The sequence below is a fragment of the Propioniciclava sp. genome, from assembly GCF_036744435.1.
Classification (GTDB): Bacteria; Actinomycetota; Actinomycetes; order Propionibacteriales; family Propionibacteriaceae; genus Propioniciclava.
The window spans coordinates 1-18,525 of the sequence record NZ_DAIOIA010000056.1 but is presented as its reverse complement, the minus strand read 5'-3'; the positions used below and the strand labels follow the sequence as shown (position 1 = coordinate 18,525).

Annotated in this window: 19 protein-coding genes and 1 pseudogene; 14 read left to right on the top strand and 6 right to left on the bottom strand. The window is 68.5% G+C overall.

What is annotated here, in order from left to right; all coding sequences use genetic code 11:
• The 7 genes from sufB to V7E09_RS08750 form a co-directional block, all read left to right on the top strand.
• Positions 1–789 (top strand): Fe-S cluster assembly protein SufB (gene sufB / locus V7E09_RS08780; RefSeq protein ID WP_324523272.1); only part of this gene is annotated, 789 nt, incomplete at its 5' end.
• A gap of 25 nt (positions 790–814) precedes the next feature.
• Complete coding sequence (gene sufD / locus V7E09_RS08775; RefSeq protein ID WP_324510394.1) at positions 815–1,999, top strand: Fe-S cluster assembly protein SufD; 1,185 nt, start codon at positions 815–817, stop codon at positions 1,997–1,999.
• Positions 1,996–2,325, top strand: coding sequence for a Rieske (2Fe-2S) protein (locus V7E09_RS08770; RefSeq protein WP_324523271.1), 330 nt, complete (start codon positions 1,996–1,998; stop codon positions 2,323–2,325). The genes sufD and V7E09_RS08770 overlap by 4 nt, the downstream gene beginning before the upstream one ends.
• Positions 2,326–2,331: 6 nt before the next feature.
• Positions 2,332–3,096, top strand: coding sequence for a Fe-S cluster assembly ATPase SufC (gene sufC / locus V7E09_RS08765; RefSeq protein WP_324510392.1), 765 nt, complete (start codon positions 2,332–2,334; stop codon positions 3,094–3,096).
• Positions 3,089–4,363, top strand: coding sequence for a SufS family cysteine desulfurase (locus V7E09_RS08760; protein ID WP_324510391.1), 1,275 nt, complete (start codon positions 3,089–3,091; stop codon positions 4,361–4,363). The genes sufC and V7E09_RS08760 overlap by 8 nt, the downstream gene beginning before the upstream one ends.
• Positions 4,363–4,824 (top strand): Fe-S cluster assembly sulfur transfer protein SufU, encoded by a 462-nt coding sequence (gene sufU / locus V7E09_RS08755; RefSeq protein WP_324510390.1) that lies wholly within the window; start codon positions 4,363–4,365, stop codon positions 4,822–4,824. Before V7E09_RS08760 ends, sufU begins: the two co-directional genes overlap by 1 nt.
• A complete protein-coding gene (locus V7E09_RS08750) occupies positions 4,821–5,204 on the top strand; it encodes a metal-sulfur cluster assembly factor (RefSeq protein WP_324510389.1) in 384 nt (127 codons plus the stop codon). Before sufU ends, V7E09_RS08750 begins: the two co-directional genes overlap by 4 nt.
• A gap of 1 nt (position 5,205) precedes the next feature.
• On the opposite strand, the gene V7E09_RS08745 is transcribed toward V7E09_RS08750, so the two are convergent.
• Together V7E09_RS08745 and V7E09_RS08740 are read right to left on the bottom strand one after the other, a co-directional pair.
• Entirely contained in the window at positions 5,206–5,823 is a 618-nt protein-coding gene (locus V7E09_RS08745) for a MerR family transcriptional regulator (RefSeq protein ID WP_324510388.1), read from the bottom strand.
• Between the two features lie 90 nt (positions 5,824–5,913).
• Positions 5,914–7,035, bottom strand: a complete 1,122-nt coding sequence (locus tag V7E09_RS08740) for an AI-2E family transporter (protein WP_442956859.1) — start codon at positions 7,033–7,035, stop codon at positions 5,914–5,916.
• Positions 7,036–7,208: 173 nt separating this feature from the next.
• On the opposite strand from V7E09_RS08740, the gene V7E09_RS08735 reads away from it, so the two are divergent.
• Entirely contained in the window at positions 7,209–8,810 is a 1,602-nt protein-coding gene (locus V7E09_RS08735) for an ABC-F family ATP-binding cassette domain-containing protein (RefSeq protein WP_324510387.1), read from the top strand.
• Between the two features lie 16 nt (positions 8,811–8,826).
• On the opposite strand, the gene V7E09_RS08730 is transcribed toward V7E09_RS08735, so the two are convergent.
• Positions 8,827–9,675 carry a sugar phosphate isomerase/epimerase family protein gene (locus V7E09_RS08730; RefSeq protein ID WP_324510386.1) on the bottom strand — a complete coding sequence of 283 codons (849 nt, stop codon included), beginning with the start codon at positions 9,673–9,675 and terminating at the stop codon, positions 8,827–8,829.
• Between the two features lie 122 nt (positions 9,676–9,797).
• Here V7E09_RS08730 and V7E09_RS08725 point away from each other — a divergent pair, with 122 nt between their 5' ends.
• Together V7E09_RS08725 and V7E09_RS08720 are read left to right on the top strand one after the other, a co-directional pair.
• Positions 9,798–10,844: a LacI family DNA-binding transcriptional regulator gene (locus tag V7E09_RS08725; RefSeq protein WP_324510385.1), complete on the top strand. Its 1,047-nt coding sequence runs from the start codon at positions 9,798–9,800 to the stop codon at positions 10,842–10,844.
• Between the two features lie 62 nt (positions 10,845–10,906).
• Entirely contained in the window at positions 10,907–11,836 is a 930-nt protein-coding gene (locus V7E09_RS08720; protein ID WP_324510384.1) for a hypothetical protein, read from the top strand.
• Here the strand turns inward: V7E09_RS08720 and V7E09_RS08715 are convergent.
• The 3 genes from V7E09_RS08715 to V7E09_RS08705 all read right to left on the bottom strand — a co-directional run bounded on the left by V7E09_RS08715 (position 11,824) and on the right by V7E09_RS08705 (position 15,563).
• The gene (locus tag V7E09_RS08715; protein ID WP_324510383.1) at positions 11,824–12,072 is read right to left on the bottom strand and encodes a DUF2630 family protein; all 249 of its coding nucleotides are present in this window, start codon (positions 12,070–12,072) and stop codon (positions 11,824–11,826) included. The two genes, V7E09_RS08720 and V7E09_RS08715, sit on opposite strands and share 13 nt — an antisense overlap.
• A 63-nt stretch (positions 12,073–12,135) precedes the next feature.
• On the bottom strand, positions 12,136–13,422 hold the full coding sequence (locus V7E09_RS08710) for a glycosyltransferase (protein ID WP_324523270.1): 1,287 nt from the start codon (positions 13,420–13,422) through the stop codon (positions 12,136–12,138).
• Between the two features lie 5 nt (positions 13,423–13,427).
• Complete coding sequence (locus V7E09_RS08705) at positions 13,428–15,563, bottom strand: ArnT family glycosyltransferase (RefSeq protein WP_324523269.1); 2,136 nt, start codon at positions 15,561–15,563, stop codon at positions 13,428–13,430.
• An 82-nt stretch (positions 15,564–15,645) separates the two neighbouring features.
• Here V7E09_RS08705 and V7E09_RS08700 point away from each other — a divergent pair, with 82 nt between their 5' ends.
• From V7E09_RS08700 to V7E09_RS08685, 4 genes and pseudogenes are all read left to right on the top strand, one after another.
• Complete coding sequence (locus V7E09_RS08700; protein ID WP_324510380.1) at positions 15,646–16,140, top strand: DUF456 domain-containing protein; 495 nt, start codon at positions 15,646–15,648, stop codon at positions 16,138–16,140.
• A 151-nt stretch (positions 16,141–16,291) separates the two neighbouring features.
• The gene (locus V7E09_RS08695) at positions 16,292–17,836 is read left to right on the top strand and encodes an acyl-CoA carboxylase subunit beta (protein WP_324510379.1); all 1,545 of its coding nucleotides are present in this window, start codon (positions 16,292–16,294) and stop codon (positions 17,834–17,836) included.
• 11 nt (positions 17,837–17,847) lie between these two features.
• Entirely contained in the window at positions 17,848–18,246 is a 399-nt protein-coding gene (locus V7E09_RS08690) for an OadG family transporter subunit (protein ID WP_324510378.1), read from the top strand.
• Between the two features lie 4 nt (positions 18,247–18,250).
• Positions 18,251–18,525: pseudogene (locus tag V7E09_RS08685) on the top strand (hypothetical protein); the annotation flags it as partial.

Below are 18,525 nucleotides of genomic sequence, written 5' to 3'. Positions count from 1 at the left end.
ATCAACACCGAGAACATGGGCCAGTTCGAGCGGACGCTGATCATCGCCGACGAGGACTCCTACGTCCACTACGTCGAGGGCTGCACCGCCCCGATCTACAAGTCGGACTCGCTGCACTCGGCCGTCGTCGAGATCATCGTCAAGAAGGGCGCCCGCGTCCGGTACACGACGATCCAGAACTGGTCCAACAACGTGTTCAACCTCGTCACCAAGCGGGCGACCTGCGAGGCCGGGGCGACGATGGAGTGGATCGATGGGAACATCGGTTCCAAGGTGACGATGAAGTACCCGGCCGTGTGGCTGCTGGGCGAGCATGCCAAGGGGGAGACTCTCTCCATCGCCTTCGCGGGCGAGGGGCAGCACCAGGACACCGGCTCGAAGATGGTGCACGCCGCGCCGCACACCTCCAGCTCGATCATCTCCAAGTCGGTGGCGCGTGCCGGTGGCCGGGCCGCGTACCGGGGCCTGGTCGAGGTGCAGCCGCAGGCCCATCACAGCGCGTCCAGCGTCAAGTGTGACGCGTTGCTGGTGGACACGGTGAGCCGGTCGGACACCTACCCCTACGTCGATGTTCAGGTGGACGACGTCTCCATGGCCCACGAGGCGACCGTCTCGAAGGTGTCCGAAGACCAGCTCTTCTACCTGATGCAGCGCGGCATGGGTGAGGACGAGGCGATGGCGATGATCGTCCGCGGCTTCGTCGAGCCCATCGCCCGCGAGCTGCCGATGGAGTACGCGCTCGAGCTGAACCGCTTGATCGAACTGCAGATGGAAGGAGCCGTGGGCTGACGCCCGCGGGGAGGATACGAACACCGTGACCGTGACTGAAGTTCCCAACGTCGCCCAGGCGATCGAGACCGTCGAATCACACCTGCATCCGAAGCCCAGCTTCGATCTGGCCGACCACCCGGTGCCCACCGGCCGGGAGGAGGTCTGGCGATTCACTCCGCTGCGCCGCATCAAGGCGCTGCTCGAGGCGGCGCCCGATACCGGCGTGCTCACCGTGGCCATCAATGCCCCCGAGGGCGTCGAGGTCGGGGAGCTGGCCGCCCGCCAGTCCCCGCGCGGCACCGTCCTGGTGCCGGGGGATCGCCTGGCCGCATTGGCCGACTCCGACGTGGCCTCGGCCCGCTACGTCCGCATCCCGGCGGACCTGGAGCTCACCGAGCCGGTCTTCATCGATCTCCACGGGGAGGACGCCCAAGGGCGGGCCAACCTGGTGACCGTCCTGGTCGCCGAGCCGCACTCCAAGGCGACGGTGGTGCTGCGGCACACCGGGTCCGCGCAGGTGCTGGAGAACGTCGAGATCGACGTCCGCCCGGGAGCCAGCCTCACCGTGGTCTCGCTGCAGGACTGGGCCGATGACACGCTGCACGGCGGCGAGCACACCGCCCGCGTGGGCCGCGATGCGAGCTACCGACACGTCAACGTCAGCTTCGGGGGCAACGTCACCCGCCTGCACACCAACGTCTACTACGAGGGCCCCGGCGGGCGGGCGGAACTGTACGGGGTGTACTTCGCCGACGCGGGCCAGCACATCGAGCACCGGATGTTCGTCGACCACAACGCGCCCGACACCTACAGCCACGTCGACTATCGAGGTGCGCTGCAAGGGCAAGACGCCCACACGGTGTGGGTCGGGGACGTCTTGATCCGGAAGATCGCCGAGAACATCGAGACGTATGAGACCAACAAGAACCTGGTGCTCACCGAGGGGGCGCGCGCCGACTCCGTGCCGAACCTGGAGATCGAGACCGGCGAGATCATCGGGGCCGGCCACTCCTCGACCACAGGCCGGTTCGACGACGAGCAGCTGTTCTACCTCACCAGCCGGGGAATTGACCCCGACGAGGCGAAGCGTCTCGTGGTGATGGGCTTCTTCGTCGAGATCATCCGGCGCATCGGCATCGACGATCTCGAAGAGCGGCTGATCGCCGAGGTGGAGCGGGAGCTCGCCGAGACCGTCGGCACCGCCAAGCACGTCCAGGAGGCCGAGTGAGCTGGACCGTCGCCTGCCCGGTTGCTGAACTGGAGGAAGACCTGCCGTTCTCGGTGGATGTCGACGGCGAGCTGATCGCCCTTGTCTCCACCGAAGGGGAGGTGTTCGCGATCCAGGATCGCTGCAGCCACCGCGACGTGATGCTGAGCCTAGGAGACGTCGAGGACTGCACCCTCGAATGCGTCGCCCACGGCAGCCGTTTCGATCTGCGTACGGGTGAGGCGCTTGATCTGCCCGCCACGCAGTCCGTCCCCGTTTTCCCCGTCAAGATCGAGGGAGACGACGTCTACGTCGACCTCGACAACCCGATTACACAGGAGTCCTGAACCACCATGTCGCTCGTTATTTCCGGCCTGCACGTCGACGTCGAGACCGAGGACGGCCCCAAGGAGATCCTCAAGGGCGTGGATCTCACCATCAACCCGGGCGAGGTCCACGCGATCATGGGCCCCAACGGCTCCGGCAAGTCGACGCTGGCCTACAGCCTCGCCGGTCATCCGAAGTACCACATCACCGCGGGCACCGTGGAACTGGACGGCGCCTCGATCAACGACCTCACCGTCGACGAGCGCGCCCGCGCCGGTCTCTTCCTCGCGATGCAATACCCGGTCGAGGTGCCCGGCGTCTCCACCGCTAACTTCCTGCGCACCGCCAAGACGGCCATCGACGGCGAGGCTCCGAAGGTCCGCACCTGGGTCAAGGAAGTCAACGCCGCCATGCAGGAACTCGGCCTGGACGAGAGCTTCACCTCCCGCTCCCTGAACGAGGGCTTCTCCGGTGGTGAGAAGAAGCGCGCCGAGATCGTGCAGTTGCAGTTGCTGAACCCGAAGTACGCGATCCTCGACGAGACGGACTCCGGCCTGGACATCGACGCGCTGCGCGTCGTCGCCGACGGCGTCAACCGCTACACCGCCCAGGGTGACCGCGGCGTGCTGCTGATCACGCACTACACGCGGATCCTGAACTACATCAAGCCCGATTTCGTCCACGTGTACGTCGATGGCCGCGTCGTCGCCGCAGGCGGCCCGGAACTCGCCGACAAGCTGGAGGAGACCGGCTACGACTCCTACATCGCCGCGGCACGGACGCATGCCTGATCGAGCCGACGCGACGCTGCTGCCCGCTCGGGTCAGGTCGGACTTTCCGATCCTGGCCCGGCGGGTCGGCGACGAGCCCCTGGCCTACCTCGATTCGGCGAACACCTCGCAGAAGCCGCGGGCGGTCATCGATGCCATCGCGGAGCATTACGCCGAGCACAACGGCAACGTGGCGCGCGCCATGCACACTCTCGGTGCCGAGGCGACCGCCGGTTTCGAGGGCGGCCGCAACAAGGTGGCGACCTTCGTGCAGGCGACGCGTCCCGAAGAGATCATCTTCACCAAGAACGCCTCCGAGGCGCTGAACCTTGCCGCGCACACTCTCGGCCAGCACCTGCGCATCGGCCCCGGCGACGAGATCGTCGTCTCGGTGCTGGAACACCACTCCAACATCGTTCCCTGGCAGTTGCTGTGCCAGCGCACAGGCGCCACTCTCCGTTGGTTCGATGTCACCGAGGAAGGCCGCCTGGACGTGGCGAAGGCCGACGCGGAGGGGCTCATCAACGAGGCGACGAAGATCGTGTCGGTGGCGTGGGTCTCCAACGTGCTGGGCACGGTCAACCCGGTGACCGAGCTGGTCTCCCGCGCCCATGCCGTGGGTGCCATCGCGGTGCTGGATGCCTCGCAGGCGGTGCCGCAGTTCGGCGTCGACCTGCCCGCCACCGGCGCGGACCTGGTCGCGTTCACCGGCCACAAGATGCTCGGCCCCACCGGGATCGGCGTCCTGTGGGGTCGCTACGACCTGCTCGCCTCCCTGCCGCCGTTCCTCGGCGGGGGTGAGATGATCGAGGTCGTCACCATGGAGCGCTCCACCTACGCGCCGCCCCCGGCCCGCTTCGAGGCGGGGACCCCTCCGATTGCCCAGGCCGTCGGCTTGGGCGCGGCCGTGGACTACCTGTCGGCGATCGGGATGGACGTGGTGGCCGCGCACGAGTCAGCGATCACGGGTTATGCCCTGGACCGTCTCGTGAACGCGGCGGGCGTGCGCGTCCTGGGGCCGACCGAACCGGTCGATCGGGGCGGGGCGATCTCGTTCACGCTCACCAGCGCGGACGGTTTCGCGATCCACCCGCACGACATCATGCAGATGCTGGACAGTCGGGGCGTGGCCGTCCGTGGCGGGCATCACTGCGCGCGTCCGCTGCACAAGCGGCTGGGGATCCAGGCGTCCACCCGGGCATCGTTCTCGGTGTATTCAACCCCCGAGGAGGTCGACCAGCTGGTCGACGCCTTGGATTACACCCGCGACTTCTTCGGGAGGCACTGATGAGCGTCGAACAGATGTATCAGGAGATCATCCTGGACCACTACAAGCAGAAGCATCACGCGGGTCTGCGGGAGCCCTACGAGGCCGAGGTCAGTCACGTCAACCCGAGTTGTGGCGACGAGATCACGCTGCGCGTGCACCTGGACGGGGATCGGGTCACCGACGTCAGCTACGACGCCGAGGGCTGCTCGATCTCGCAGGCGGCGACATCGGTGATGACGGATCTGGTGATCGGGCGCACCGTCGACGAGGCGCTCGCCATCGAGCACGAGTTCCACGAGATGATGCACAGCCAAGGCAAGGCCGTCCCTGATGAGGACGTGCTGGAGGACGGCATCGCCTTCCTCGGAGTGTCCCAGTTCCCGGCGCGCGTGAAGTGCGCGCTGTTGGGCTGGTCGGCCTGGAAGGACGCCGCCGCGCAGGCGCTGGCCACCACCACGCAACAGCAGGAGGAAGCATGACCGACTCTCCCCGTCCCTCCGATCTGGTGAAGGACACCTTCCCCGACGCCAGCGGCCCGCTGTCGGCGGATGTCGCGGCCCTCGAGGATCTGGAAGAGGCCATGCGTGACGTGGTCGATCCCGAGCTGATGGTCAACGTCGTCGATCTGGGCCTGGTGTACGGCATCGCCGTCGACGAGGAGAACAACGCCACGATCGACATGACGCTCACGTCGCCGACCTGCCCGCTGACGGACCGCCTGGAGTACGACACCCAGGTGGCGCTGGGGCCGCTGGTCAACTCAGTGACGATCAACTGGGTGTGGCTGCCGCCGTGGACGCTGGACAACATCACCGACGACGGCCGCGAGCAGTTGCGGGCCATCGGCTACAACCTCTGAGTCAGGGCTGCTCGGCCGAGCGGCGGACGTAGTTGCCCTGGGCGATCCGCCGCAGTCCCTGGAGGGCGCGGTCGCCTAGGACCGTCCCGATCACCACCATGCTGGCGGTGGCGGCCCGATCCCTCACAGGGGCGATGGCCTGGACGTCAGCGCGGGCGACGGCGTCGGCCGCGTCGGCGTAGGCCGGCAGCAGGGACAACAGGTCGAGGCGTCCCAGCTCGTTCAAGGCGTCAAGCACCTGCGCGACGATGGCGAGCCCCGCGTTTCCCTCTTCCACGATCCAGTCGTGCTCGCTGCACGCCTCCTCGATCGTCGCGAGCGCCCAGGCGGACGCAGGCTGATGCGAGGTGGGTAGCGCCCGCTGGGCGACCTCCATGACCTCCAGGAGGGTGGCGTCGGGGGTGTCGATCGCCGCCAGCACCGCGCGGGCCTTGACGACCGTCAGGCCCCCCTCGTCGAGCAGCACCCGGATGAGCCGCAGGCGTTCCAGGTGGGTGGCGGCGTACTCGGTGTGGTTGTAGCCCTCCCGGACTCCCTCGTGGAGGAGCCCCGCCCGCACGTAGTACTTGATGGAGGCGGTGCTCACTCCGCTCAGCCGTGAGAGTTCGGAGATCCGCATATCGGGAGGGTAACTCTCGATAGTTGCGCCTTCAATGGGCTCGGGGGCCCAGCAGTGTCGGGCCGATTTGGGCCCCTTTGGGCCTTGCGATCAGTGCGAACCGGTCGGTGGGGCGTCCGGCCCCTCCTCGGCGGGCCCCTTCTCGGCGGGCCCCTCCTCGGTGGGAACGGTCGGCTCGGCGGGAACGGTGGGCTCGTCGGGGCGCGCGGTGCGAGCCGGGTGCTCCTCGACTGCGGGGACGCGGGGGTCGGCCATCGCGGGGTCATTGGAAATGAACGCGTTGAGCCAGCGCATCTGCGGGTCGTGGTCGACCAGCAATGCCTTGGCCAGCAGCGTCATGGGCAGGGCCAGTAGCGCTCCCAGGGCGCCCATCACCGAACTCCACAGCAGCAACGACAGGAACGACACCAAGGCGGTGACGCCGACCGCGTCGCCGTTGAACTTGGGCTGGATGATCGACTGGATCACGAAGTTGACCACCGAGTAGATGATCACCACCAGCAAGGCAGTGAGCGGATCGTTGGCGAGCAGGGCCATGATCGCTGGAGGCACCAGGCCGATCACGAAGCCGACGTTGGGGATGTAGTTGGTCAGGAACGCGAGGATGCCCCACACCAGCGCGAGCGGGACGTTGAGCAGTTCCAGCGCCACCACGTCGATGACCGCCACGATCAGGCCGAACACCGAACTCACCACCCAGTACCGGCGGACGCCCGCGATGAAGTCGGCGATCGAGTGCCAGATGCGCGGCTGGTAACGCTGCAGCGACTCGTTGCGCTCGCCGAAGGCGTCGGTGTCGAACGCCATCATGAAGATCATCACGATGATGACGGTGAGCAAGGTGATGATGTTCGTCACGCTGCCGACCGCGCTGGTCAGGACGCCCGCGAAGTTCGCGGGGTTGATCGTCTTCACCTGATCGAGCACCTGTTGCTCGGACACCCCGAACTGTCCCAGGAGCGAGACGCACTGGTGATAGAGGTTCCAGAACTGGCGCTGATACTGCGGCAACTCCTGGACCAGCGACGTGATCGACCACACCAGCGCGTAGAAGAACGTGAGCAGGATCGCGAACACCACGATGGCCAAGACCACCTGGGCGAGGACGCGCGGGACGCCTCGCCGCATCAGGAACGTCTGGATGGGGTAGGCCGCGATGAACAGGTTGAGCGTCAGCACGAGCGGACCGAGGATGTCGGCGTACTCGTGCATCCCGAACAGGACGACGAACGCCCCCCGTCAACGTCAACAAAATGGTGGTGACCGCAGGAATGATGACGCGTGGGGGGCGTGACGTGGCGGTCGGCTCGCTGGGCTGTGCCATAGCGACCAGCCTAGGCGCTCGTGCGCAAGCCTCCCGGTGAGGACGGGTAGAGTGGTCCCCCGTGATTGTTGCGCGCGATGTGTCCGTGGCCGTCGGCGCCCGCACCCTGCTGGAGCCCACTAGTTTCCAGATCGCCTCCGGTGACCGCATCGGGCTGGTCGGACGGAACGGGGCCGGCAAGACCACCTTGACGAAGATCCTGGCCGGGGAGGGCGCGCCCGCCTCCGGGCAGGTGACGAATTCCGGCCTGCTGGGCTATCTGCCCCAGGACCCGCGGACCGGCGACCCGGAGCAGACGGCTCGCGACCGGATCCTGTCCGCCCGCGGCCTCGACGGCATTCTGCAGCGGCTGGCCACGACCTCGCAGGCCATCGCCGACGCCTCCGAGGACGAGGCCCGCGACGACGCCATGCGCCGCTACAGCCGCGCGGAGGCCGAGTTGGCCGCGGCGGGCGGATACGCGGCCGAGTCGGAGGCGTCCCGGATCTCGGCGAACCTCGGGCTTCCCGATCGGGTGCTGGCCCAGGCCGTGCGGACGCTGTCGGGTGGTCAGCGCCGCCGGGTCGAACTGGCGCGCATCCTCTTCTCGGGAGCCGACACCCTCCTGCTCGACGAGCCCACCAACCACCTGGACGCCGACTCGATCACGTGGCTGCGAGGCTTCTTGGCCTCCTACCCGGGCGGCATCCTCGTGATCAGCCATGACACCGGCCTGCTGGACGCCGTGGTCACGAAGGTCTACCACCTGGACGCCAATCGCGCCGAGATGGATCAGTACAACCTCGACTGGAAGAAGTACCTGGTTCAGCGCGAGACCGACGAGAAGCGCCGTCGTCGCGAGCGCGCCAACGCCGAGAAGAAGGCGGCGCGCCTGCTGGAGCAGGCCGAGAAGCTGGGGGCCAAGGCCACCAAGGCGGTCGCTGCCCAGAACATGGCCCGGCGCGCCGAGCGCCTGCTGTCCGCCACCGAGGGGCAGCGTGCCGCCGACCGCGTGGCGAAGATCCGGTTCCCCGATCCCGCTCCGAGTGGCCGGGTGCCGCTGACCGCCGAGGGGTTGTCGAAGAGCTACGGCAGCCTGGAGGTCTTCACGGGCGTCGATCTGGCCATCGATCGGGGCGCGAACGTGGTCGTGCTCGGTCTCAACGGTGCCGGCAAGACGACGCTGCTGCGCATCCTCGCGGGGCTGGAGGAGCCCGACACGGGGAGGGTCCTCCCCGGGCATGGCCTCAAGCTCGGCTATTACGCCCAGGAGCACGAGACGATCGATGTGGGCCGCTCGGTGCTGGACAACATGGTCTCGGCGTCGCCGAACCTGGACGACACCCAGGTTCGCAAGATCCTTGGTTCGTTCCTGTTCACGGGAGACGACGTCGACAAGCCGGCCAAGGTGCTCTCCGGCGGTGAGAAGACCAGGCTGGCGCTGGCGATGCTGGTGGTGAGCGCGGCCAACGTGCTGCTGTTGGACGAGCCGACCAACAACCTGGATCCGGCGTCCCGGGCGGAGGTCCTCGACGCGATCCGCACCTATGCGGGAGCCGTCGTCCTGGTCACCCACGACGAGGGCGCCGTCGACGCTCTCCAGCCCGACCGGGTCCTTCTCCTTCCCGACGGCGACGAGGACCTGTGGAGCCCGGAGTACTCCGATCTGATCTCGCTCGCCTGAGCGCGGTACCCCGGGTCTAGTAGCCGAGGGAGGCCAGGTAGGCCCGGGAGTCGGCGATGCAATCGAACGGGTCGCGACCATAGGTGTCGTCTTGTTCGATGAAGAAGTACTCCGCGCCGGCCGCGTTTGCCGCGGGCAGAAGCTCTGGCCAGTTCATGTTCCCGGACCCGACCTCGGCGAACTGGATGGTGTCGAGGAAGGCTGCATAGCTTCCTGCGGCATCTCCGCGTGCCAGCATCTCGAGGGCCTTCTGCGGCACGGACGCTACGCGGTAGTCCTTGACGTGGATGAGTTGGCACACGCCCGCGTACTCCTTGAGCATGTCGAGCGGCGCCATGCCGCCGCGTTGCACCCAGAAGAGGTCGACCTCGAACTGGAGGGAGGGCGCGACCCGGCGGACGAGATCGAAGATCCGCTCCCCGTCGAAGCGGGACAGGTCGATGTGGTGGTTGTGGTAGCACAGCGTGATGCCTTCGGCGGCCAGACGCCGCGCGGCGTCCTCGCATTCGCGTGCCCATGCGATGCAGGCCTCCTTCGAGGCCATGGCGGCCATGGGCACCATGCCGATGCGCACGAAGCGGGTCTCGAGTCGGTGGCAGTCGGCCACGATCTTGTCGAAGTGATCACGAAGGTTGTCTCCCGGGGTGGCCGAGCCGGGCTCGAGCATCACCGACAGCGCTCCCACGTCGAGGCCGAGGCGGTCGATGCCGCGTCGCAGGGCGGCCGTGTTCTCCTCGTCCATGGGGATCTGCGAGACCTCCACGGCCGTGATGCCGAGGTCTGCGATGCGCTGCAGGACCGGGTACATCCCGAGGGTGGAGACCTTGTCCTTGAGCATCATCATCTGTACGCCGAGCACGGCCATGGCGGAGTCCCTCTCTTCTGGCCTTCGCGGGGAAGGCGGTCCGAAAACGCTACCGGTAACGTTTCCGGTCGCTCGTGACTACGCTAAGCCTGGGTGCGGAGTCGGTCAAGAAGGGGGCAACCATGGCCAAGGTGACCCTGGCGGATGTCGCCCGCGCGGCGGGGGTGGGCATCGCGACCGCCTCCCGAGCCCTGGCGGTGCGGAAGCATCGCGACGTCAGCGACACCACCCGGGCCGCGGTCCGGCAGGTTGCCGACGAACTGGGCTACCGGCCGTCGGTGGCCGCGCGGGCGTTCCGCAGCCGCGACTTCCACGCGGTGAGCATTCTCGTTCCTGAAGGGCTGTGGGGCTGGTGGGAGCCAGCGGTCCGCGCCGCCGACGCCGCGGCGCGCGAGCAGGGCTACCTGGCCTTCGTTCAGCCGGTCCTCGCCCGTCCCGGGCAAGGTGGCGATGCCGCACACCTCATCGCCCGGCTGGTGGATGTGCCGACCGAAGGCGTCCTCATCTTCGGCTCGGCGGGGGATCGGGGCATGGTCGCGGCCGCCGAGTCGCTTCGGCTGCCCGTCGTGGCCATCGACAGCCTCTCCCACGACGTCATGGTGCCCACCTTCGCGGTCGACAGTCAGGCCGGGATGGAACAGGCGACGCAGCACCTGCTCGACCGAGGGCGACGTCACATCGCGTATGTGGGGTCCGCCGGGGACGCCCATTATCAACGACTCAGGGTCGCCGGCTACCGATCAGCCCTGGCGTCCGCCGGGCTCCCGCCTGAGGTGCGCATGATCGTCCGCGACGAGGCCGCACTCGACCGGGGGGCCCCGCTGCACCCGCCCTTCGACGCGCTCGTGGCATCCGGCGTTCGGTTGGACGCGGTGGTGTGCGAGACGGACTCCGCCGTACCGGGGGTGTTCCGGTCCCTGCGTCGGCGGGGGCGCCGCGTGCCGGAGGACGTGGCGGTGGTGGGATTCGACGACGCGGACGTGGCCGTGGCGCTCGATCCGCCACTGACCACCGTGCGGCAGCCCTACGAGCGGCTGGGCGGCCTGGCGATCGAGACGCTGATCCGCGACATCGAGGGCGGGCACACCCCGGTGGGCCGCGTCCTGATCGAGCCCACTCTCACGGTGCGCGACTCCTCAGGTGCCCGGCCGACGACGAATTCGCGATAGCCGCCTGACAAGCGCTCGTTGGTGGTTGGATGGGGACAAACCACACCGGCAGAGAGGTTCCCGTGCCCTCCACCCGCCACAGGCGCGTCACGCGCTGGGCCAACATCTTCATCGTCGTCACCGTGGCTCTGGGGGGCATGGTGTGCGCGACGGACTCGAGTTCCGCATGCCCGGCCTGGCCGGTGTGCTACGCCAATCAGGTGGGGCCGGTCATCCAGGCGGGCTGGCTGGAGAACCCGGTCATCGAGTTCGTTCACCGCGCCATCAGCTTCGCCGCCCTGGTCCTGCTCGGGGTCTCCGGCTGGATGGGACGCCGCCACGCTGACCCCCGGGTTCGCATCCTGCCCTGGGTGGCGCTGCTGTGCGCCATCGGCTCGGCGGTCTTCGGCATGATGATCATCTTGTTCACCCTCCCGCTCGGGCTGAGCCTGCTCGACCTCGCCTTCGCGTTGATCGCGATGGTGCTGATCGCGGTCACCGACGCGGCGCTGCGCCCAGGGGCGGCCAGGTTCGCCCCGTCCCGACCCCGGCCACTCCTGCTGTCGCGGCTGGCCGCGGGGGCGCTGGGCGTCCTGATCGTCATGCACCTGCTGGGCAGCATCGTGGCGGGAACCACCGCAGACGGCGTGGCCTCCTTCACCCGCTGCCTGAGTTGGCCGCTGTGGGAGGTTCATGACATCGACCGCTTCCCCGCGCTCCAGGTGCTGCGGATCGCGCTGGCCGTCACCGCGATCGTGCTGATCGTCCTCGTGGTGCTCGTGGCCCAGCGGCGCGGCGTGGGTCGGCTGCCCGCCGGGCTGGCTGCGGGGCTGCTGGTGCTCGAGCTGGCGCTCGGGATCCTCATCACCAACGCCGGGCTCGCCCCGACCCAGACCAACGGCATCGACGCCACCATCGCGGTCACCTATTCCGCAGTGGCCGTCGGCATCATGTGGGCGCTGGCCTGGGTGCTGGGGGAGAGCCTGGGCGCGGCACGCCCTCAGTCGAGGTAGTCCTCGACCACCGTCGCGGGACGCAGGCGCTCCTGCGCCGGGTCCTGATGGAACTCGCGATCCGCCTGACGGCGGCGCAGCAGATCCCACAGCCGGTCCAGTTGCACCTCCAACTCGGCGATGCGCTCGTGTTCGGCCTGGGTGGTGATCCGGCCTTCCGCGAGCTGGTCGCGCAGGCGTCGCTCCTCGCCGACCGCCGCAGTGATGGCGTCGTGGATTCGGTCCTCGGTGGTCATGGGGTCGTCCTTTCCGGATGTGCGGCACGGCGTCGAGGGTGCGGCCACGCCGCGTCCCCCGGCCTAGGGCCGTGGTCCGGCCGCCGAGGTACTCGACGCTACCTCGGCGGCGGCTTCCTCCCCAGTGCCGGTCCGGGCTCGGCGACCCATCAACCCACGCAGGGTGAGGAACCGCAGCAGGGTCGCCGCCGCGTTGGCGACCACCAACACGACCACCTCCACCCAGCGTCCCGTCGCCGGAGCCCAGGTGTGCAACGCCCACAACGAGCCGCTCGTCAGCCCGAGTGCGACCAGGAACGCGGCCAGTCCGCCGAGATGGTCACGCCACAGCCGCTCCCGCCCCGACACCTTGAACGTGAACGCCCGGTTGGCCGCGGTGTTGGCGATCGCGGTGGCGACCAGGGTCATCAGGTTGGCCGCCTGAGCGCCCAGCGGGCCTCGAAGCAGCAGATACAGCACGAAGTAGGCCAGGGTGCTGGCCACCCCCACCACGCCGAACCGCACCAGTTGACCGAACAGGCCCGCCGGGACGCCAGGCTCCTCATGAGCATCACGTCCCAGCTCGGCACGCAGCGCCCGCACGGGGATCCGGCCTGAGGCGAAGCCCCGGGTCAGCCGCCACACCCCCCGCAGGTCCTCCCTCGCCGTCGCGACGATGTCCACGGTCGAGTCAGGATCGTCGACCCAGTCGACCGGCACCTCGGCGATGCGCAGCCCCGACCGCTGGGCGAGCATGAGCAACTCGGTGTCGAAGAACCAGTTGGTGTCCTCGACCAGCGGCAGCAACTTGCGGGCCACCGACGTGCGGACGGCCTTGAAACCGCACTGGGCGTCGCTGAACCGGGCGCCGAGGGTGCTGCGCAGGATCAGGTTGTAGGACCGGGAGGTGAACTCCCGCAGCGCCCCTCGTCTCACCCGGGAAGCCCGGGTGAGACGGGTACCGATCGCGACATCGCTGTGTCCGCTGATCAGGGGAGCCACCAGCGGGGCCAACGCCGCCAAGTCCGTGGACAGGTCCACGTCCATGTAGGCGACGACGTCGGCGTCGGAGGCAAGCCAGACCTGCTTCAGCGCCCGCCCCCGTCCCTTCTGATCCAGGTGGACCGCACGCACCCGCGGTAGTTCGGCGGCCACCCGCCGAGCCAGGTCCCAGGTCTCGTCGGTGCTGGCGTTGTCGGCGATCGTGATGGTGTAGGTCCACGGGAAGGCGTCGGCCAGGGCGGTGTCGAGCCGGCGCACGGACGACACCAGGTCGCGTTCCTCGTTGTAGACCGGGACGACGATCTCCACCGATGCGGTCTTGGGCAACCCCGGGCGACCCGAGGGGTGAAGCGGTGCGAGCGCGGTCATGGCGCTCACGTCCCACTCAGGTCGTAGACGGTCGTGCTGCCGATCGTGGTGGCCTCATAGTTGGCCTCGACCCAGGCGACGATGTCGGACGCCGCCTCGCTGCCACCGTTTTGCCGGCCCCCCATCTCACCGCCGATGAAGTAGTGGATCTTGCCCTGTGCGACATAGGCCTGGAACTGCTCCAGCGTCGGCGAGGGATCCGAGCCGTTGAAACCGCCGATCGCCATCACGGGCAGGTTGGTCGCCAGCTGGTAGCTGGCCGCGTTCTGGGAGCCGATGGTGGCCGCGACCCACGTGTAGTCCGACGACGCGGACGTGAGCGCCGCCTTGAGTTCGTCACTGACGTCGGTCCCGGTCAGGAGCCCGCCCATGCCGGCGCCGCCGGTCCGGCCATCGGTGGTGGACCCACCCTGGGTGCTCCCCTGGGAGGTGCCGCCGGGGCCGCCGCCCTGGCTCCCGGGGCCGTTCTGGGCGGTGCCACCCTGCGTCGTGCCACCCTGGGGGGGTGCCCCCTGCCCGGTCCCTCCGGGCGCGGTGTCGCCCGGAGGCGTCCCGCCGGTGCCGTTGCCCTGGCCGCGCTGTCCGCCGTCGGCCATGCCTCCGCCGCCCCGGCCTCCCATGCTGCTGGTGACGGGACCCGCGGTGACAATCGATCCCGTGTGCGCGGTCGCGGCCGTCTGCAGCGCGTAGGAGGCGGGCGACAGCAGCGCGCCGATCATGCTGAGCGCCACCGCGGCCCGCGTGAACCCGACGGCCAGCCGCGGGCCGAAGACGAACCCCAGCGCGGCCAGCACCAGCATCCCGAGACTGACCCAGCCGACCACCGCGTACACGCCGCCGGCCTGGCTGGTGTAGGCCACCGCCAACGCCCCCGTGGCCACGGCAGCCACCGCCAGCGCACCGCGCACCCAGGCCCGCTCCCGATGGGCCCAGGCGACCCCCGCCCCCAGCGCCAGCGTGATCCCGATGAAGGGCGTCAAGGCGACGGTGTAGTAGTCGTGATAGATGCCGGCCATGAAGCTGAACACCAGCCCCGTCACCAGCAGCGAGCCCCCCGAGGCGATCAGGGCACCCCTCACCTGTGCGGAGCCGTCCTGCATCCGCCGACCGAGAAGGACCACCCCCACGACGGCCAACACCAGCGCCGCGGGGATCAGCCAGGCGACCATGCCTCCCGACACCCCCGTGAACAACCGCAGGATGCCGATCGATCCCCAGGTTCCCCCGTTGCCGCCCCCGACGGATCCCACCTCGTCACCGGTGAGGCGCCCCAGCCCGTTGTAGCCGAAGGCCAACTCCAGGAACGAGTTGGTCTGCGACCCCCCCATGTAGGGACGCATCGAGGCCGGCGTCAAGGTGAACACCGCGATGTACCAGCCTGCCGAGACCGCCAGCGCCGCAGCGGCGGCCAGGAGGTCCACGACGCGCTTGCGCCACGACGCGGGTGCCATGATCAGGTAGGCCAGCGCCAGGGGCGGCAGGATGAGGAAGGCTTGCAGCGTCTTGGTGAGGAAGGCGAAGCCGATGGCGATCCCCGCCCACACCATCCACCGTCGTGACGCCGTCTCGGTGGCGCGCACCACGCAATACGTGGCCGCGGTGAGCAGCAGCATCAAGAGGGCGTCGGGATTGTTGAACCGAAACATCAAGACCGCGACGGGAGTCAGCGCGAAGGCGGCCGCTCCGAACAGCGCCAGGTTGTGGACCGACCAGCTGCTCAGGGGACGTCCCGAGCCGGGAGTCCAGGTGCGCAGCGCCCGCCGGGTCGTGGCGAACACCAGCCAGGCGGTCAGGACGCCCATGATGGCCTGGGGGACGAGGATCGACCAGGAACTCAACCCGAACAGTCGCACCGACAGGCCCATCACCCACAGGGACGCCGGGGGCTTGTCGACGGTGATCGAGTTGCCCGAGTCGAGGCTGCCGAAGAACCAGGCCTTCCAGTCTTGGCCACCCGCCTGTGCGGCGGCGGAATAGAACGAGTTGGCCCAGCCGGACGCGCTGAGCCCCCAGATGTAGAGGACGGCGGTGGCCAGCAGCAGTACCGCCAGGCTGATGCGCTGCAGGAGAAGAGTGCGATCATGACGCCGCTGCCGGGACAAGGCGCCGGGCGGAGCGGGGAGAGCGTCGATAACGGTCATGCCTCGAGTGGACGCGCCTGGGCTGGACCGCGGGTGTGCAGCCACTGTGGGGCCGCTGTGAGCCGATGGCTACCCTGGACGCGTGACGGACACACTGCTTGCCCTGCTGGGCATCGCCCTGGCCATCGTCGGCGTCTGCGGCGTGGTGGTGCCGGTGCTGCCCGGGTCCGCCTCTGTTCTGGCCGCCCTGCTGGTGTGGGCGTGGTTCGGCCCCTCCTCCTGGGGGTGGGTCGCCTTCGGCGTGGGAGCCGTGCTGCTGGTGATCGGGTTCGCGTCCCAATACGTCCTGACCGGGAAGCGGCTGAAGGAACGCCAGATCCCGCAGCGGTCTGTCGTGATCGGCCTCGTCTGCGGAGTGGTCGGCCTGTTCGTCATCCCGTTCCTCGGGCTGCCGATCGGCTTCATCGCTGGCCTGTGGCTGGCCGAATACGTCCGCGTCCGCGACACCCGTGAGGCCACCGCGAGCAGTTGGGTGGCCCTGAAGTCCGTCGGCATCGGCATGGCCGTGGAACTGGCCTGCGCCCTCACAGCCTCCGGCATCCTGCTGGCCAGCATCCTCACCAACTGGCTGTTGTAAGTGGCGCCAACCAGGCCTTTGTCCCTGTCACGACAACATTGGCCACCTTTGTTGCATTGAGTGCGCCATCAGGCACCCAACGCTACGTTGTGTAGTAGTTACCCGGATCACCGGGACCCACCACACACCACACAACGGACGAGGCTGACCGATGAGTGACCATCTGGCAACGCTGCGCGAAAAGAGACGAAAGGCACTGGAAGGCGGGGGCCCCAAACGCATCGAAGCGCAACACGCGAAGGGGAAGCTCACCGCCCGTGAGCGGCTCTCCGTGCTGCTCGACGAGGCGTCCTTCCAGGAGCTGGGCGCTCTGGCGACCCACCACAACACCGACTTCGGGATGGACCAGCACCGGTTCCCCGGCGACGGCATCATCACCGGTTTCGGAAAGATCCAGGGCCGCCGGGTTGCCGTGTTCGCCCAGGACTTCACCGTGCTCGGCGGCTCCTTCTCCGAGGTGCAGTCCAACAAGATCTCCCGGATCCAGGACCTGGCCATCCAGGCAGGCATTCCGCTGATCGGGCTCAACGACTCCGGCGGCGCGCGCGTCCAGGAGGGCGTCCGTTCGCTGGCGGCCTACGGCGAGGTGTTCGTCCGCAACGTCAAGGCGTCCGGCGTCATCCCGCAGATCTCGCTGATCCTCGGCCCGTGCGCGGGCGGTGCCGTCTACAGCCCTGCGCTGACCGACGTCACGATCATGGTCGAGGGCACGTCCAACATGTTCCTGACCGGCCCCGACATCATCAAGACCGTGACCGGCGAGGACGTCTCGGCCGAAGAACTGGGCGGTGCGCTGGTGCACAACGGCACCTCCGGCGTCGCGCAGGTGATGGCCCAAACGGAGCAGGAAGCGCTCTCGATGGCGAAGGCCCTGCTGAGCTACCTGCCGCAGAACAACACCGAGGACCCGCCGCAGCTGGAGCCCTACGACCCGGCCGACCGGATGGACGACGCGCTCAACAGCATCGTCCCCGACGACGATGGCCTCGCCTACGACATGCGCGATGTGCTGAACATGGTCTTCGACCACGACTCCGTCTTCGAACTCCACAAGGAGTGGGCGGCTAACGCGGTGGTCGGCTTCGCGCGGCTCGACGGCAACAGCGTCGGCTTCATCGCCAACCAGCCGCTCGTCATGTCGGGGTGCCTCGACATCAACGCCAGCGACAAGATCGCCCGCCACATCACCCTGTGCGACCAGTTCAACATCCCGCTCATCACCCTGGTCGACTGCCCCGGCTACCTGCCCGGCGTCGAGCAGGAGTACAACGGGGTCATCCGGCACGGCGCCAAGATCATCTACGCCTACTGCCAAGCGACCGTTCCGCAGATCTCGCTGGTGACCCGCAAGGCCATGGGCGGCTCCTACGTCGCGATGAGCTCCAAGCAGATGAACAACGACGTCGCGTTCGCATGGCCCAGCGCCCAGATCGCCGTCATGGGGGCCGAGGGCGCCGCGCGGCTGCTCAACCGCAAGGCCATCGAGGCGGCCGAGGATCCCGCCGCCGAGGAGGCGCGGTTCATCGCCGACTACAAGGAGAAGTTCTTCAATCCTTATCAGGCCGCCGACGTCGGCCAGATCGACGAGGTCATCGAGCCTCGCGAGACCCGTGCCCGCCTCATCCGTGCCCTGGAGGTGCTGCGCACCAAGGTGACGCAGTCCATCCCCAAGAAGCACGGCCTCTTCCCGGTATAAGGGGCACAGTCGTGACATTCGAAGATCTCCAATGGGGATTGATGATGATGGTCGTGGGCATGGGGGTGGTGTTCCTGCTCCTGATCCTGCTGATGGGCGTGCTCATGCTGATCGGACGCCTGGATCGCCAGCCAGGCGGGGCAGTCGAGGAGCCTGAGATCGAGGCCGCCCCTGACCCCGTCGCCGTGGCCGAGGTCGCGTCCCCGGCGCCCACCGTGCACATCGTGGCCGACGGACTCGACGAGGACCAGGTCGCCGCGATCACCGTCGCCGTGATCACCCACGCCGAGACCCGGCGCCGCAAGGCGGCGCCCGAAACCCGCGCGCATGCCCCTGGCAGCCAGCTCTTCGCGAGCCGGTGGCTGTCGGTCGGGCGCGCGATCCAGAACAACCCCTTCACCCGGAGGTAAGGCCATGCGCCGCTACACCATCACCGTCAACGACACCGCCAAGGTGGTCGACGTCGAGGCGCTGGGGGCCGACACCTTCCGCGTCCAGCTCGATGGACGTCTGGTCGACGTCCGCCTCGAGGACCACCGCGACCTCGCCTGGGAGGCCCCGATCACGCCGGCCATCCAGGCGCGCCGCACCGCAGCCACGCACGGCACCGCCGTCGTGGCCGACCCCCCGCCCGTCGCGAGCACGGCCGCCCCGGCGGCTGCGTCCGCACCTGCCGCGGCACCCGCTCG